The sequence below is a fragment of the Microvirga sp. HS2 genome (genome assembly GCF_055792805.1).
Map to the genome: position 1 here is coordinate 165458 of NZ_JBVVAJ010000005.1, position 15864 is coordinate 181321.

The window sequence follows — 15864 nt, forward strand, 5'->3', positions numbered from 1 at the left end:
GACTCGGGATTACCGGCTCCGCCGGCCTTCCAGAACGAAGGAGTCATAAAGCAATCCAATGACACCCGCAACGATGGCCGCATCGGCCACGTTGAACACGTACCAGGACCAGTCTCCCACATGGAACTGGATGAAGTCGAACACCGCCCCGTACCACAGCCGGTCGATGACATTGCCGATGGCCCCGCCCACGATCAGTCCGAGAGACGCCCCCAGGAGCTTGGCCTTGGTGCGGCGGATCCAGACGGACAAGCCGATGGAGGCCAGGATCGAGACGACGATCAAGATCCAGCGCCCCAGGTCCCCGTCCTGCTGGAAGAGCCCATAGGAGATGCCCCGGTTCCAGACCACGATCAGCTTGAGGAACGGAGTCAGCACGATGGGTTCGTTGATCGGCAGATCGAGAACCCGATAGGCGTAGATCTTCGTGGCCTGATCGAGGATCAAAGTGATGAGAGCGGCGGAAAATCCGAGGATCGCAGCCAGCGGGAGCCCGTTCCGGGCCGCGCGGCCGCCGCTCCTGGAGGCGCGGGGTTTGGCCGCAGCGCGGGGGCGCTGCGGCGATGGAGGAGCGCTCGAGCCCGGAGCCGACGCCTGGGAGCCTTCGCCTTTGATCATTCCGCAGCCGCCTTCAACCGGTCCCATTCACGAAGGGCTTCCGCATCGCGCGGCGTCACGTCCGGATAATCCGGATCGCTTCCGACCTCGGGCGTGACTTTCCAGGAGCGGGCGCATTTGCGGCCTTTGGCGAGTTCAGGCACCACGGCCACGCCCCTCACGTCTTCGAGACGGAACGCCTCCGCCGGCCCCTCGCCCTGCACGACCCGGATGGCCGAGGTGATGCAGATCTCGGCCATATCGAGCCCCTGAACGGCCTCGAAGAGGCTCTGGTCGGCGATATGCACGACAGGTGCAGCCTCCAGGCTCGCACCGATGCGCTTCTGCGCCCGCTCGATCTCGAGCGCGCCGGTGACGACGCGGCGCACGCGGCGCACCTTCGCCCAGCGTTCGGCCAGCGCATCGTCGCGCCACTGCGCCGGAACCTGCGGGAACGTTTCGAGATGCACGGATTCCGCATTCGGGAAGCGCGCGAGCCACGCCTCCTCCGCCGTGAAGGCGAGGATCGGCGCGATCCAGGTCACCACGCAGCGGAAGGTCTGATCGATCACGGTCAGCGCGCTTTTGCGCACGACGCTTGAAGTCGGGTCGCAATACAGCGTGTCCTTGCGCACGTCGAAATAGAACGCCGACAGGTCCGTGGTCATGAACGAGTTGAGGAGAGCCACCACGCGCTTGTAGTCGTAGCTCGCATAGGCCTCGCGCATTTCGCCGTCGAGTTCCACGAGGCGATGCAGCACGAAGCGCTCCAGCTCCGACATGGCCTCGAACGAGACCTTGTCCGCTTCGCGGTAATGGGCGAGCGAACCCAGCATCCAGCGGATCGTGTTGCGCAGCTTGCGATAGGTTTCCGACGTCGTCTTGATGATCTCGGGCCCGATGCGCTGGTCGTCCCAGTAATCGACCGAAGCCGTCCAGAGGCGCAGGATGTCCGCGCCGTATTCCTTGATGACGGCCTGCGGAGCGACCGTGTTGCCCAGGGACTTCGACATCTTGCGGCCCTGCTCGTCGAGCGTGAAGCCGTGAGTCACCACGATGTCGTAAGGCGCGCGGCCGCGCGTGCCGCAGCTCTCGAGCAGCGACGAGTGGAACCAGCCGCGATGCTGGTCCGAGCCTTCGAGATACATGACCCGGTCGGGGCCGCCGTCGACCTTGCGGCGAACCTGCAGGTCGGGGCGCTTCTCCAGCGCGAAGGCATGCGTGCAGCCGGAATCGAACCACACGTCGAGAATGTCGTTCACTTTCTCGAAGTCGTTCAGATCGTAGCCGCCCGCTTTCAGGAAGCGCGAGCCGTCATCCGCATACCACGCATCCGCGCCCTCCTTCTCGAAGGCGTCGGCGATGGCGTCGTTCACGCGCTCGTCCTTCAGGATTTCGTTGGTGCCCTTCTTCACGAAGACCGCGATCGGCACGCCCCAGGCGCGCTGGCGCGACACCACCCAGTCGGGACGGTTCTCGATCATGCCGGTGATGCGGTTCTCGCCGGATTCCGGCACCCATTGCACGCTCTCGATGCCGCGCAGCGCGCGCTGGCGAAGGGTGTCGCCCTTGTCGTCGAGCGGCTTGTCCATCGAGATGAACCATTGCGGCGTGTTGCGGAAGATGAGCGGGCCCTTGGAGCGCCAGGAATGCGGATACTGGTGCTTCAGGCGGCCGCGCGCGATCAGCGCGCCGACTTCCACGAGCTTCTTGATGACTGCTTCGTTCGCGCCCGCATCCTTGCCCTTGTCGTCATAGATGCGCTCGCCCGCGAAGAACGGCACGTCGGGGAAATAGGACGAGTCCGGCGCCACCGTGTGCGGCACTTCCTTCGTGCCGCAGGCGGCGAAGACGTCGCGATGCTTCACGTAAGTGTTGTAGTCGTCCGCGCCATGGCCCGGAGCGGTGTGCACGAAGCCCGTTCCGGCGTCGTCCGTGACATAATCGGCTGGCAGCACCGGCACGGCGAAATCCCAATAGCCGTTCGCGCCTTCGAGGCCGCGGAACGGATGTGCGCAGCGCTCGATCATCACCGGCAGCACGTCCTTGATGCGCTCGTAACCGGCGACGCGCGCCGCCTTGAACACGTCGTCCGCGAGCTTGTCGGCCAGGATCAGGCGGTCGCCCACCCGCGCCCAGTTGTCCTCGGCGGCGTCCGTCACCGTATAGAGGCCGTAGGCGATGTTCTCGCCATAGGCGATGGCGCGGTTCGCCGGGATGGTCCAGGGCGTGGTGGTCCAGATCACGACCGATGCGCCTTCGAGATCGGCATCGAGGGTGTTGGTGATCTTGAACTTCACCCAGATCGTGGTGGAGGTCTTCTCGTGATACTCCACCTCGGCCTCGGCGAGCGCGGTCCTCTCGACCGAGGACCACATGACCGGCTTCGAGCCGCGATAGAGCTGGTCGCTCACGGCGAACTTGATGATCTCGCGGGCGATCTGCGCTTCCGCGTCATAGGACATGGTGAGATAGGGATGCGCCCAGTCGCCGCCCACGCCGAGGCGCTTGAACTCCTCGCGCTGCACGTCGATCCACTTCTCGGCGAAGGCGCGGCACTCGCGGCGGAATTCGACGATCGGCACCTCGTCCTTGTTCTTGCCCTTGGCGCGGTATTCCTCCTCGATCTTCCACTCGATGGGAAGACCGTGGCAATCCCAGCCCGGCACGTAGTTGGAGTCGAAGCCGAGCATGCCCTGCGAGCGGACGATGAGGTCCTTCAGGATCTTGTTGAGCGCATGGCCGATATGGATGTTGCCGTTGGCATAGGGAGGTCCGTCGTGGAGCACGAAGCGCGTGCGGCCCTTCTGGACCTCGCGCAGGCGCTCGTAGAGCTTCATCTCGTTCCAGCGTTCCAGGAAGAGCGGCTCGCGCTGGGGCAGACCGGCCCGCATCGGAAACTCGGTCTGGGGCAGGAAGAGGGTTTCGGAATAGTCGCGAGCGGCGCTCTCAGGTCTGTCGGTCATAACGGTCAATCGATCCAAGCGGCCCCTGATCGTGGGGCTCCATTCAGGCTGTATTTGAGGCGAACGGCAAAGATCCCGGACCTTCGCGGATTACGCGAGGGCCGGGCCGATAATTCGCGAAGGCCGGACACGGGCCGGGGCTTGAGCCTGAAAATCCATGGGCATGGGAGCCTTTTAGCAGCGCCGGGACGGATAATAAAGCGTGGTGATTTGCGCTCTCGATCCCTATCTTAGGAGCCAGATCACCACCAGGCCCACCAGGTTAGGATTGACCCATGGCAGACATGACCACCACGGAAGGCAAGCGCTCCAGCGCGGGCTTCGACCTGACGCCCCCCTCCTCGGACGAGTTGCGCAGGCTCGTGGACGACCTCGACGACGAGGAGCGCCGCGTTCTCCTGGAGCACGGCACGGAACGTCCCTTCTGCGGAATCTTCAACGAGGCCAAGGAGAAGGGCACCTATTGCTGCCGCCTCTGCGGGCTGCCGCTCTTCAAGTCGGGGACCAAGTTCGAATCCGGCACCGGCTGGCCGAGCTTCTTCAATCCCATCGACCGTGACCACGTCGCCTTCGTGCGCGACACGAGCTACGGCATGGTCCGCACGGAAATCCGCTGCGCCCGCTGCGAGGGCCATCTCGGCCACGTATTCCCGGACGGCCCGCCCCCGACCGGCGAGCGCTACTGCATGAATTCGGTCTCGCTGCGCTTCGTGGCGGAGGGCGACCCGCTGCCCGACGATCTCGGCCGGGGCGCTCCCGAGGGCCAAGCGTTCTCCTAGAAGTGTTCGTCTAATCGATCATCGACGGGGTTCGGTCGGCCTTCAGCATCCGCTTGGCCTCTTCCGAATCCCGGTCCATCTGCGCGATCAGCGCCTCGATCCCGTCGAAGCGCTCCTCGCCACGGATCCAGGCGACGAACTCCACATCGACCGTCCGGCCGTAGAGATCGCCCGCAAAATCGAAGAGATGCGTTTCCAGCAGGGGCGCGCCGTTGTCGAAGGTCGGGCGGCGGCCGAAACTGGCGACGCCATCGACGAGCCGCCCCTCAACCGAGGCACGGACGGCGTAAATCCCGTGGTGCAACCGGCAATCCTCGGGAAGGCGCATATTGGCCGTGGGATAGCCGAGCTCCCGGCCCCGCTTGTCCCCATGCCGGACCTCCGCGCGCACGAACCAGCGATAGCCGAGGAGCCTGTTCGCCGTCGCCACATCCCCGGCCTCCAGGGCCGCGCGGATGGCGCTGGAGGAGACCGGCTCCGTCCCTTCCACGATGGCGGGGGCGACGAAGCAGTCGAGCCCCCGCTTCCGGCACAGATCGGTCATCCGCTCCGGAGTTCCCTCCCGTCCGCGCCCGAAATGGAAATCGTGGCCGATGACGACGCCCGAAAGGTGGAGGTCCCGGGCCAGCCGGTCCACGAATTCTTCCGGATCAAGGGATGCGAGCCTCTGGTCGAAGCGGAGCACGAAGGCGCCCGCAAGGCCGAGACGGGCGAAGATTTCGAGCTTGACCGGCTCCGGCGTCAGCCGGAACAGGGGCTTGTTCGGCTGGAAGAAGAGGCGCGGATGCGGCTCGAACGTGACGGCGGCGGCCGGGCGGCCGGAGCGCAGGGCGATCTCGAGCAGATGCCGATGCCCGCGATGTACGCCGTCGAAATTGCCGATCGCCGCGACGGCTCCCTTCAGGCTCTCGGGCACGGGCTCCCCGTCGCGGCAGACCGCGAAGGAGGGGGAGACCGGTGCGAGAGCTTTGTCGGAGGGCATGAAGCGGGTCTCTACCTCAACCGGCAGCAGCGTCAAGGAGGCGCTCAGGCCTCCCAGGACAGCACGTCCGTGATGGCGGTCGGCATGACGGGCTGACGGTCGGCCCAATCCTGGACGTGATCGGAAACGAGATCGCCCTTGTGGAGGCCGAGTTCCTCCGCGTGAATGCCGCGGGCGACCATCAGGGAATCGATGCCGAACCCGACCGCTCCGGCGATATCCGTCCGGATCGCGTCGCCCACGGCCAGGATGCGCTCCTTCGGAATGGGGCAATGAATGAACCCGGACGCCACGGCGAGCGCCCGCTCATAGACGGGCGCGTGCGGCTTGCCGGCATAGAACACCGTCCCGCCCATCTCTTCGTAGGCGAGCGCGATCGTGCCCGCGCAGGGCAGGATCATATGGCCGCGCTCCACGATGAGATCAGGATTGGCGCAGACCATCAGGAGATCGCGGCGGCGCATGGTTTCGAGACGCTCGCGGTAATTCTCGACGGTCTCGCGCTCGTCATCGTCGAAACCGGAACAGACCACGTAATCCGCCTCCTCGATGGAGCCGAAGCGTACGGGAAGGCCGTCGTACATCGGCATGTCCCGAGGCGGGCCGATGTGGTTCACGACCTGGTCGATCCGCTCCTCGATGGCAAGCCGCGTCAGGTCGCCCGAAGTGACGATGGCGTCGTAGGCGGTGCGAGGAACCTTGAAGCCGTCGAGCTGCGTGCCCACCGAGGCGCCGGGGCGCGGGGCGTTGGAGACGAGAACGACGCGGCCTCCCTTGGCGCGGAAGCGCGTGAGCGCCTCGCCCGCCGCCTCGTAGGCCCTCACGCCATTGTGCAGCACGCCCCAGACGTCGCACAGGATGAGGTCGTAATTCTCGGCAAGAGATTTCAGGCCCTCGACGAGAGCGGGACGGGAAGAGGCGGTCATGGGATCTCGCTGGTGATGAAACCGGGCGGGTAGGCCCTTGCGGCCCTCAAGTCAACCAATTCGGCTCATCCGGCCCGTCGCAAACCCGCCTGCGTCCCCTCGGGAGAAGCCGGTTGTGCGGCGGCCGCGCCCAGCACCTCGGCCCGGACCGGGCGCGGCGCGGCGAACACGAAGCCCTGCGCCAGGGGCACGCCGATATCGGCCAGAACCGGCACCATCTCCTCGTGCTCCACATGCTCGGCCACCAGCCTGATTCCCTCTCGGCGCAGAGCCGAGGCGAAATCGCGTACGCCGAGCTCCGGCCTCAGGCGATGGGCCTCGTCGCGCCCGGCGGCCACCAGGAGTTCCGCCGGCAGCTTCACGAAGCGCACGCCGAGATCGGAGAGCTCCCGGGCGTCGAAGCGCAGATCGGTTGCCGTGTCGAGGGACAGAGGCACGCCTTTGGCCTGCAATACGCTCAAGGCTTCCCGGCGCTCGGCGTCGAGGTCGCGCCAGCATTCCTGCGGGAATTCGAGAACGACCCGGCCCAGGATCTCGTGAGCGGAATCCATGATGCCCATCAGGGACCAGAGGAAGCCCGGCTCCCGCACGGAATGAGGCGTCAGGTTCATGCAGACGATCGCCTCGCTGCCCTTGGCCAGGAGGTGGCGAGCCACCGCCATCGCGCGGCCGAGGACCCGGCGGTCGAATTCCGGTGCGCGGCCCAGGCGCTCGAGAACGCCGAGGAACTCGGAGGGGCCGAGGAGCGTCCCGTCCGCGAGGCGCAGGCGCGCCAGCGCCTCATAGAAGCGGATCTTGCGCTGAGGAAGCCCCACGATCGGCTGCAGGTGCAGCTCGATTCCGTCCGCCTCGAAGGCCTGCATGATCTGCCGCATCCGGCGGATTTCCTCCTCCGGCTTGCGGGTCATGGGCTGCGGAGCGGGCCGGATGGCCGGGGTGGCGTGCGGAGCCGTCTGGGGCAACAGGACGGGGGCCACCCTCTCCTGCCGCTCGCTCTCCGGCGCCGGAGAGGTCTTCAGATGGCCCTTCAGCTCGGCCACGTCGCGATTCTGGGTCGCGACATTCTTCGCCAGCTCGCGCACCACGCCTCCGAGCAGGCCCACGGTCCCGGTCACCTCCGCCATGGTCGTGCGAAGGGTGGGCGTCCCCACAGGGGCAGCCTTCAAAAGCTCTTCGAGCTTGGCGAGCCGCGCGCTCACGTAAGCGAGATCGTCTCTCGCAAGCTGCGTGGCGCTGAAAGCCTCGTCGGCCCTCTTCCAGGCCAGGACGAAGCCCGCGGACGCCGCGATGCCGAGGAACGTCACCAACGGCACGATCGCGGCCATGGGCAGAAACCCGACGGCCGTTCCCGTCATGGCGAGACTTGCGAGCGCGAGAGCGAACAATTTCGCTCTCTGCTCCTTATCGATATGGACCTTCTCGGTCACCATGGGTGCCCCCGCTCCCCTGGTTCGGCGAAAATCGGCGAATCAGCAATTCGGCGATGGTGTACGAAAAGAGTCTCAGGCCACAAGCGTCGCGATCGAACAATAGACAACAACTTTGCCACGCCTCCGCTGCCGGACCCGCGTGGCTCCGGAAGGAGACCCCGATGGAAGAACCCCGCAAGGACCTTTTGATGCAGGTCGACGGCATGACGTGCCAGGGCTGCGTCAACGCGGTCACCAGGGCGATTCAGCGCCTCGATCCCGAAGCCAGGGTCGATGTGGATTTGGACCATGGCCGCGTTCATGTGGTCACCCGTGCGCAAAGCGTCGAAGTTGCCCGCGCCCTCGACGCGGCGGGCTATGAGGCCCATGCCATGACGGGCTGACGCGGGGCTTGCGCCCGGACGCCGTCGGCGCCACGGGCCATCGCGGCCATGGACCGCGCCTTCAACGAACACCGCCTGATGCTGCCGTCACCGGCGACGCCATCGCCCTGTCCCCCTCCTCGCCACTGGGGAGCAGACCGGCGAGATCGCAGACAGAGTCCGCAACGTGATCTAGGCGGTAACTTGAGATGATGAGATAGTCGCTTTCGGCGCATCTGCTTCGCATACGCCGAAAGTATCATCAGCTCCTCTTAGTGATCATCACACATGCCGAAAAGAATACGCGTCGGAGATGTCCTGAAAATCGCAGCCCCGGGCGAGCCTATCTATTTGCACTATTTAGGCAGGCACCCATCATATGGGGATGCGGTAGCCGTCAGCACCGTGAAAAACGGCGACCAAAACTCGACCGGACCAGATCTGTTCAAAGACAGCTATTTCATTTTCTATCCAGCGGCCGCCGCGCTCAATCAAGGCATGGCGACTGTTGTTGGAAACCTGGCATCGCCCGGTATTCCCGAGCGTATGAGGAGGCCCGGCGCAAGAGTCGGGGGCCGCATCAAAACCTGGATCATTGAGGATGCCGGAGGAGACATCGCAGTGAAGCAGGAACTGACGAACGAGGAGGCGAAATTACCTATAGCAGTAATTTGGAACCACGAATTTCTGCTACACCGTGTGCACGAGGGGTGGCGACCGGAGATGTTTACCTAGCGCGTCGTGCGGAAAAGCGGATGAACTCCTGGCTGCGGCACAACCGGGAGCCTAACTCAGGAGGCCGATGATCTCCTCGGCCGATTGCGGCCGGCCGAGACCGTATCCTTGCCCTTTCTGGCACCCGAACTGCCGCAGCGCATCGATTTGCTCCTGCGTTTCCAGCCCCTCCGCCACGGTCCGCATGTCGAGGCTGGCGGCCATGGCGATCACGGCCTGAACGATGGCCACCGCTTCTCGGTCGTGCGGCACGCCGAGAACGAAGGAGCGGTCGATCTTGATCGTGTCGATGGGGAGTTTCCGGAGATAGCCGAGAGACGAGTAGCCGGTGCCGAAATCATCGAGCGCGAAGGTGACGCCGAGAGCCCTGAGCTTGTTCATGACCGCCCGGACGGAGACGTTTTCCTGGATGAACAGGGACTCGGTGATCTCGAGTTCCAGCCGCTGCGCAGGAAGGCCGGACCGGGCGAGAGCATTGGCGACGATCTTGGTCATATCCCCGCGTTCGAACTGGGCCGGAGACACGTTGACGGCAAGTCTCACCGCCCCCGGCCAACGGGCAACCTCCTCGCACGCGCGGTGCAGAACCCACTCGCCGAGGGAATCCATCAGGCCGATTTCTTCGGCGACCGGGATGAACTCGTCGGGCGGAACGAAGCCCCGTTCGGGATGAGGCCACCGCATGAGCGCTTCGACACCGATCAGCTTGCCGCCGGTCAGTTCGAATTGAGGCTGGTAGACCACCTGGAACTGCTGGCGCGCCTGCGCATCCCAAAGCTCGACTTCCAGCTTTTGACGCGCCTGGAGAGCCGCATCCATCGAAGCCGCATGGAAGCAATGGGAGCCGCCCCCCGCCCTTTTCGCGCGATAGAGGGCCGTATCGACATTCTTCATGATGATCGCCGGGTCACGCACCGCCTCCCCGAGCATCGCAATGCCGATGCTCGCGCCGACCGTGAGCCGCGTGCCGCTGACCTGATAAGGATCGCTGAGATGCTCGATGAGGTGCTGCGCCAGCAGCGCGAGCTCGTCCGCCTCCACCGGCCCCAGCCAGAGCGCGGCGAATTCATCGCCGCCGAAGCGCGCCAGCAGATGTGGCGAGGGCACCAGTTCCAGGCCGCGACGGGCAACGGCCTTCAGAAGCTGGTCTCCCATAGCGTGGCCGAACGTGTCGTTGACGGTCTTGAAGCGGTCGAGATCGAAGTAGAGCACCGCGCCGGAGCCCTTCCGGTCGAGAAGGCTCCCGAGAGCTTCCATGAAGTGATGGCGGTTCGGCAGGCCCGTCAGCGTGTCGTACCGGGCAAGATATTCCAGACGCTTCTCCGCAACCCTGCGATCCGTGATATCCCTGAAGCTGAGGCACACGACGAGGCGGTCTGCGGAGGCGGATCCATCCGCGGTCACGCCGCCGGACAGGCGAGAGGGCGTGACGATGTACTCGATCACGCGCTCGCCGGGCCCGCCCCCATGCAGGGACATCTCACGCAGTTCCGCCTCCTTCCAGAACTCCTGGGAGCAGGCGGAGATGGCCTCGCGCATGGCAATCGCCAGTTCCGCCGGCACGAGTTCCTTGACGAGACGCCCCTTCCAATGGCGACGCTCCCGCGGTTTCAGGATCCTGGCCGCGGCCCGGCTGACCGCTTGGATGGTCCCATCCTCGTCCGCGACGACGATCCCCTCGAAGCTGTCCAGAATGACCTGGTCGAGCACGACTTGTGCATGATCCTTCTCGGTGTTTGCGACGAGGAGGAGGATCCGGCGCAGGTCGATCTCCCGTCCGATCGTCAGTGCCGCATAGCCGAGGAAAGCGACATGCCAAGCCGACGTGTCCAGGGCGACAGGGCGCCAAGCCTGCAGGGAGAATGCGGCAGTTTCGACGAACGCGGCGGCGAGGGCGAGGGCGAGGAGGACGACATGCCACCTGAGCCGCCGCACCGTGAACATCAGAAGCGCCATCAGCGCGAGCCCGGCTGCAATGATGGCCCGATCCGCTTCCTTCAGCGCCCGCCCCTGCAGAACAGTCTCCGTGCCGATTGCCTGAAGAAGTGACCCTGAAACGAAGCCATGCTTCGGCACCTGAAAGAAATCGCGCAGCTCAACCGCACTGGCGCCGATGATCACCTTTTTGCCCTGCAGCCGCCGGGCCTCGATCCGTCCCTGCAGGAGGTCGACCACTGACATGCGGTCGATCTCCCGAGCCGCGATACTGAAGTCGACGAGGAAGGCGGCCGTCGTGGGCGGAGCGCCCCCATACAGGGCCGCGACGGAGGGCAGGAGTTCGCCGTCGATGATGTTTCCATAGGGATAACGCCGCACGTATCCGTCGGAATCCGGCTCGATATTGACGCTGGCTAGCCAGGAATGCGCCCGGAAACGTTCGAGCGGGCGGTTGGAAACGATGCTGTTATCCTGGAATCCCGCCGCCCGCTTCTGGTTGAAGGCCGCCATAATGACGGTGCTTCGCGCATTCCGCAGCGCCTCCTCCAGCGCCCTGTCGTCAACTTCGTTCGAAGGTGCGCTGAAATCGACGTCGAATGCGATTTCTGACGGGCTCAGGCGATCGATCGCTCTGATCAGGTCTGCATGGATGCGCCGGGGCCAGGGCCACACGCCGAGTTCCGCGATGCTCTTCGCATCGATCTCGACAAGCGCGATCGCGCCTGTGGGCGGCCTCGAAGAAGCCGAGAAGCGAATTCCCGTCAGCGTATCATGCAGCGGCTTGAGAACGCCTGCATGATGGAGCCATCCGGCAACGAGCCCGACGATGCAGATGGCGAAGGCGTGTCGGGGCACGGATGTCTCTCAGGACGGAAGGACTGGCAGTGCGCGATCGGTCATGAGAAGAGGGCCACCCTGATTGGCACGCCTCAATGGCGCCCTCCTCCTCTCCCATTGCCCCCGCCGTTGCCGCCTCCGTTATTGCCGCCGCCATTATTGCCACCGGCGTTGCCGGCGTTATTACCACCAGACCCGTTGCCGGCATTGTTGCCGCCTTTGCCGCCGGAATTGCCGTTGCCCCCTGCATTGCCGTTGCCGTTACCTCCTGCGTTGCTGTTGCCCCCTGCATTACCGTTTCCGCTGCCGCCTGTGTTGCCGTTGCCGCCTGTATTGCCGCCGCCTGGCCCGCTGCTGCCCTTGCCGCCCCCGGTGTTGCTCCCCTTGCCACCGCTGGTTCCGCCGTCCGGACTACCAGTGCCGCCACCCTTGCCGTCCGCTTTTCCACCCGCGCCCTGGTTCCCCTTGCCGCCGGTATTGCCCGCATTCGTGGAATTCCCGCCAGGCTGCCCTGCCTTTCCCGCGTCGGAGTGGAGACGCTGGGGAGTTCCATGCGTGGACTGGCTCCTGTCCTCCTTGCTCGTCCCTCTGATCTGAAGCCCCTTGCCGTCGGAGAGGTTCAGCATAGCCCTCTGGCCCGCGGCAACGTCGGCGACTGAACCGCTCCTGAGGTCGGAAACCTCAACGAGGCCGCGGTCGACTTTCACGTCTGCGGCTCGGGAGGAAACCGATACGGTGAAGTGGGTCCCCTTGACGACTGCGGCGAGAAAAGGCGTTTCGACGGAAAAATGCCTGACATTGCGCTTCTCGACCTCGTACTCGGCCTGCCCTTTCGGTTGCTGGATAAAGGTGGTTCCGAGGAAGGACGAGTGCCGGGACGAGATGGTCGCGTTGGGACCGATCACGATCATCTCCGCGCCGCGCTCGAGCTTGGCCCGGGCATTGTGGCCCGTCGAGAAGGACGCGCCATCCGGAAGGGTCATCCCGCTGACGGCCCGCTCTGCCGAGGCGTTCGGAGCCGTGACCCAGGCGTCTCCGGAAACCTTGGCGATGATCCAATCGCTCGCCAGGACGGGCGAGGCGGGCAGAACCAAGGCGATGAACAACGCGATCCGAGGCAACATGGAAGACTCACAAGAAAGTTGACGACAGAAAGGTTTTCGGGCCGACGACCCAGCAATACTTGTTATGTTATTCTGATACCAATGTCGATAGTCTGTCCGCCCGATCCGGCGCGGAGCACCCGGGCTCTCCAGGAATACGGCCTGATGGCACGTCACCGGCGATACCGCCGACCTCCCGCCCCTTCGTCATGGCCGAGGGCCAGATTGGCGACAAGTTCATCTAAGCGAGCAAGGCAGGGCTTGAGATTCCGCCTGTCATAGCTGGGCCAAGCCATGACGGGTTAGGCTTTCCCTAAGCCACACCCCTTGCCTCACGCTGCCATCCCAACATATAACTATATTACATTTCCGGGCGATGGCCTCTATGACTTTCAGCCTCAAAAAGCGAACATTCTCGAGATCCGATTTCGGGTTTTTACTTCTGACGCTTTATTGCCTCGCTGTCCTGAGCTTCTTCCTCATCGGCTCCGGCGCTGTCTGGCTTCGCTCGTGGGGGCCGGCAAAGCTCAGAACCTTCTTCATCCCTGCCGCCTCCATGTCCCCGACGCTCAATCCGGGGGACTACGTCCTGGGAGCCATGTATTCCTGGCAAGCACCCAAACTGGAGCGGGGTGATCTGATCTTTTTTGATGCCCACCTGAAGGCGACCCACCCGAGCGTCGTCTGGATCAAACGCATCGTCGGCCTGCCGGGCGATCATGTGCAGGTGATCTCCGGTCGCCTCCACATCAATGGCCAGGTGGTCCCCCGTGAGCGGGCAGACGATGATGTGATCGACGATTTAGACGGTCGGCGAGTCCAAGCCAGTCAATACGAAGAAACCCTTCCCGGGGGAAAGAGCTACCGCATCATCGAACGTGATGGGGACGACGCTTTCTACGACCAGACGAAGCTCTTTGAAGTGCCCGAGGGCGAAGTCTTCGTGATGGGGGACAATCGAGACAACTCATCCGATAGCCGCGCTATCAGTCCCGGGCGGATATCCGACGTGATCGGGCATCCTATCCTCATTTATTGGTCCAAAGATCCGCGCCGGATCGGCTCCGTGCCGCGCTGATTGCAACAACCCTTGCCCCTCCTGCCCGCACAGGTTAGGACGCAGCACGTTTTTCCTCGATAACGGCTGCTGTTTGAACCCATGTCCAAGGCCGACAAGATCAAGGCCCGCGCGCCGCGCGGCTTCGCCGACCGCACTCCCGCCGATTTGTCCGCTACCGAGCGCATGCTCGCGGCGATCCGGGAATCCTACGAGCTTTACGGCTTCGAGGGCGTCGAGACGCCCTTCGTCGAGTATACGGACGCGCTGGGCAAGTTCCTCCCCGATCAGGACCGCCCGAACGAGGGCGTGTTCTCGTTCCAGGACGACGACGAGCAGTGGCTGTCCCTGCGCTACGACCTGACGGCTCCGCTCGCCCGCTACGTGGCCGAGAACTTCGACGCGCTCCCCAAGCCCTATCGCAGCTATCGCGTGGGCTGGGTGTTCCGCAACGAGAAGCCCGGCCCGGGCCGCTTCCGCCAGTTCATGCAGTTCGACGCGGACACGGTGGGCTCCGCATCCGTCGCGGCAGATGCCGAAATCTGCATGATGGCCGCCGACACCCTCGAAAAGCTCGGCCTCAAGCGCGGCGATTACGTTATCAAGATCAACAACCGCAAGGTTCTGGACGGCGTGCTCGAAGCCATCGGCCTCGGCGGCGAGGACAAGGCCGGCCAGCGTCTCACGGTGCTGCGCGCCATCGACAAGCTCGACCGTCTCGGGCCCGAGGGCGTGAGCCAGCTTCTGGGCGCGGGCCGCAAGGACGAGAGCGGCGACTTCACGAAGGGCGCGGAACTCTCCCCCGACGCCATCGCGCGCGTTCTCGCCTTCACCTCGGCCAAGGGCGAAAGCAACGCGGCGACCGTCGAGAACCTGCGCGAGGTCGTGGGCTCTTCGGCACGGGGCCTCGAAGGCGCTACCGAACTTGCCGAGATCGCCGCCCTCGTGGCCGCCTCCGGTTACGAGGATCGCGTGACCATCGACCCGTCCGTCGTGCGCGGCCTCGAGTATTACACCGGCCCCGTCTACGAGGCGGAGCTGACCTTCCAGGTCCAGGACGAAGACGGGCGCCCGGTCCGCTTCGGCTCCGTCGGCGGCGGCGGGCGCTACGACGGCCTCGTCGGCCGGTTCCGCTCCGAGCCCGTTCCGGCGACCGGCTTCTCCATCGGCGTCTCGCGCCTGCTCTCGGCGCTTCAGATGATCAAGAGCCCCATCGTGTCCGGCGCCGACAAGCCCGGCCCCGTGGTGGTGCTCGTCATGGACAAGGACCAGGTCGCCGCCTACCAGCGCATGGTCTCCGCCCTGCGCCAGGCGGGCATCCGCTCGGAGCTCTATCTCGGCTCGTCCGGCATGAAAGCGCAGATGAAATACGCCGACCGCCGCCAGAGCCCCTGCGTGATCATCCAGGGCTCCAACGAGCGCGAGCGCGGCGAAGTGGAGATCAAGGACCTGATCGAGGGCGCCAAGGCGGCCCAGGCCATTGCCTCCAATGCCGAGTGGAAGGCGGCCCGGCCCGCCCAGTTCTCGGTGGCGGAAGACAAGCTGGTGGAGGCCGTCCGCGAGGTTCTCGGCCGGCATTTCGGGTAAGCTCCGGCGCGCCGGGAACCCCTTCGCTCTGCTTGGGGTTGTCTTCTGAAGCTTGACTATCAGGAGACCCCCATGGCGAAGGCCAAAGACAAAGAGAAGAAGAGCAGCAAGAAGAAGAGTACCGGCACGAAGCTGGCGAAGACGGCCAAGAAATCGGGCCTGATGGATCTGATCAACACGGATCTGGGCCGCGAGATCCTGGCGGATGCGCTGATCGCCGCCGCCGGCGCGGCCGCCGCAGCCCTCACGAAAACCCGCACGGCGAAGAAAGCCGGGGCCGCCGCGGCCCATGCGGGCGCGCAGGGCGCGGACCTCACCCAGACGGCGGCAGGCGCCGTGGCAGGCGTCGTCACGGAGGCCGCCCGCCATTTCCTGCCCGCCGGCATCACAGGCGCGGCGGAGGAAGGCGACGCGAGCGCCAAGGGCGAAGGCAAGAAGGTGAAGTACGTCCACCGCTCCAGCGACCACAGCAAACGCAAGACCTCGAAGGCCAAGAGCGACACCGCCCAGAAGGGGTGAATGCTCGCTCCCGCAGCCCTGAAGGGCGCTCTTTCCCGTCATCCCC

The 15864-nt window shown here is 64.9% G+C and carries 13 protein-coding genes; 6 read left to right on the plus strand and 7 right to left on the minus strand.

Translation table 11 applies throughout. The features are described 5' to 3' along the window. Positions 1-9: 9 nt before the first annotated feature. Both lspA and ileS read right to left on the minus strand, forming a co-directional pair. On the minus strand, positions 10-486 hold the full coding sequence (lspA, locus tag ACS5Q0_RS06935; RefSeq protein WP_473125943.1) for a signal peptidase II: 477 nt from the start codon (positions 484-486) through the stop codon (positions 10-12). A 128-nt stretch (positions 487-614) separates the two neighbouring features. After that, a complete protein-coding gene (gene ileS, locus ACS5Q0_RS06940; RefSeq protein ID WP_473125881.1) occupies positions 615-3563 on the minus strand; it encodes an isoleucine--tRNA ligase in 2949 nt (982 codons plus the stop codon). 275 nt (positions 3564-3838) lie between these two features. Here ileS and msrB point away from each other — a divergent pair, with 275 nt between their 5' ends. Continuing rightward, positions 3839-4342: a peptide-methionine (R)-S-oxide reductase MsrB gene (gene msrB / locus ACS5Q0_RS06945; RefSeq protein ID WP_473125882.1), complete on the plus strand. Its 504-nt coding sequence runs from the start codon at positions 3839-3841 to the stop codon at positions 4340-4342. Between the two features lie 10 nt (positions 4343-4352). Here the strand turns inward: msrB and ACS5Q0_RS06950 are convergent, their stop codons facing one another. The 3 genes from ACS5Q0_RS06950 to ACS5Q0_RS06960 form a co-directional block, all read right to left on the minus strand. Continuing rightward, entirely contained in the window at positions 4353-5324 is a 972-nt protein-coding gene (locus ACS5Q0_RS06950; RefSeq protein WP_473125883.1) for a bifunctional riboflavin kinase/FAD synthetase, read from the minus strand. Between the two features lie 44 nt (positions 5325-5368). Further along, complete coding sequence (locus ACS5Q0_RS06955; protein WP_473125884.1) at positions 5369-6250, minus strand: TIGR01459 family HAD-type hydrolase; 882 nt, start codon at positions 6248-6250, stop codon at positions 5369-5371. 65 nt (positions 6251-6315) lie between these two features. Beyond that, entirely contained in the window at positions 6316-7680 is a 1365-nt protein-coding gene (locus tag ACS5Q0_RS06960; RefSeq protein WP_473125885.1) for an EAL domain-containing protein, read from the minus strand. A gap of 161 nt (positions 7681-7841) precedes the next feature. Between ACS5Q0_RS06960 and ACS5Q0_RS06965 the strand changes: the two genes are divergently transcribed. Further along, on the plus strand, positions 7842-8063 hold the full coding sequence (locus ACS5Q0_RS06965; RefSeq protein WP_473125886.1) for a heavy-metal-associated domain-containing protein: 222 nt from the start codon (positions 7842-7844) through the stop codon (positions 8061-8063). A 267-nt stretch (positions 8064-8330) separates the two neighbouring features. Continuing rightward, entirely contained in the window at positions 8331-8777 is a 447-nt protein-coding gene (locus ACS5Q0_RS06970; protein ID WP_473125887.1) for a hypothetical protein, read from the plus strand. Positions 8778-8828: 51 nt separating this feature from the next. Here the strand turns inward: ACS5Q0_RS06970 and ACS5Q0_RS06975 are convergent, their stop codons facing one another. Together ACS5Q0_RS06975 and ACS5Q0_RS06980 are read right to left on the minus strand one after the other, a co-directional pair. After that, positions 8829-11570, minus strand: a complete 2742-nt coding sequence (locus ACS5Q0_RS06975) for an EAL domain-containing protein (RefSeq protein WP_473125888.1) — start codon at positions 11568-11570, stop codon at positions 8829-8831. Between the two features lie 74 nt (positions 11571-11644). Further along, positions 11645-12676, minus strand: a complete 1032-nt coding sequence (locus tag ACS5Q0_RS06980) for a FecR domain-containing protein (protein WP_473125889.1) — start codon at positions 12674-12676, stop codon at positions 11645-11647. A gap of 364 nt (positions 12677-13040) precedes the next feature. Here ACS5Q0_RS06980 and lepB point away from each other — a divergent pair, with 364 nt between their 5' ends. The 3 genes from lepB (at position 13041) to ACS5Q0_RS06995 (ending at position 15818) form a co-directional block, all read left to right on the plus strand. Beyond that, positions 13041-13733 (plus strand): signal peptidase I, encoded by a 693-nt coding sequence (gene lepB / locus ACS5Q0_RS06985; RefSeq protein WP_473125890.1) that lies wholly within the window; start codon positions 13041-13043, stop codon positions 13731-13733. Between the two features lie 81 nt (positions 13734-13814). Continuing rightward, positions 13815-15299, plus strand: coding sequence for a histidine--tRNA ligase (hisS, locus tag ACS5Q0_RS06990; RefSeq protein ID WP_473125891.1), 1485 nt, complete (start codon positions 13815-13817; stop codon positions 15297-15299). A 72-nt stretch (positions 15300-15371) separates the two neighbouring features. Continuing rightward, entirely contained in the window at positions 15372-15818 is a 447-nt protein-coding gene (locus ACS5Q0_RS06995; protein WP_473125892.1) for a hypothetical protein, read from the plus strand. Positions 15819-15864: the final 46 nt, after the last annotated feature.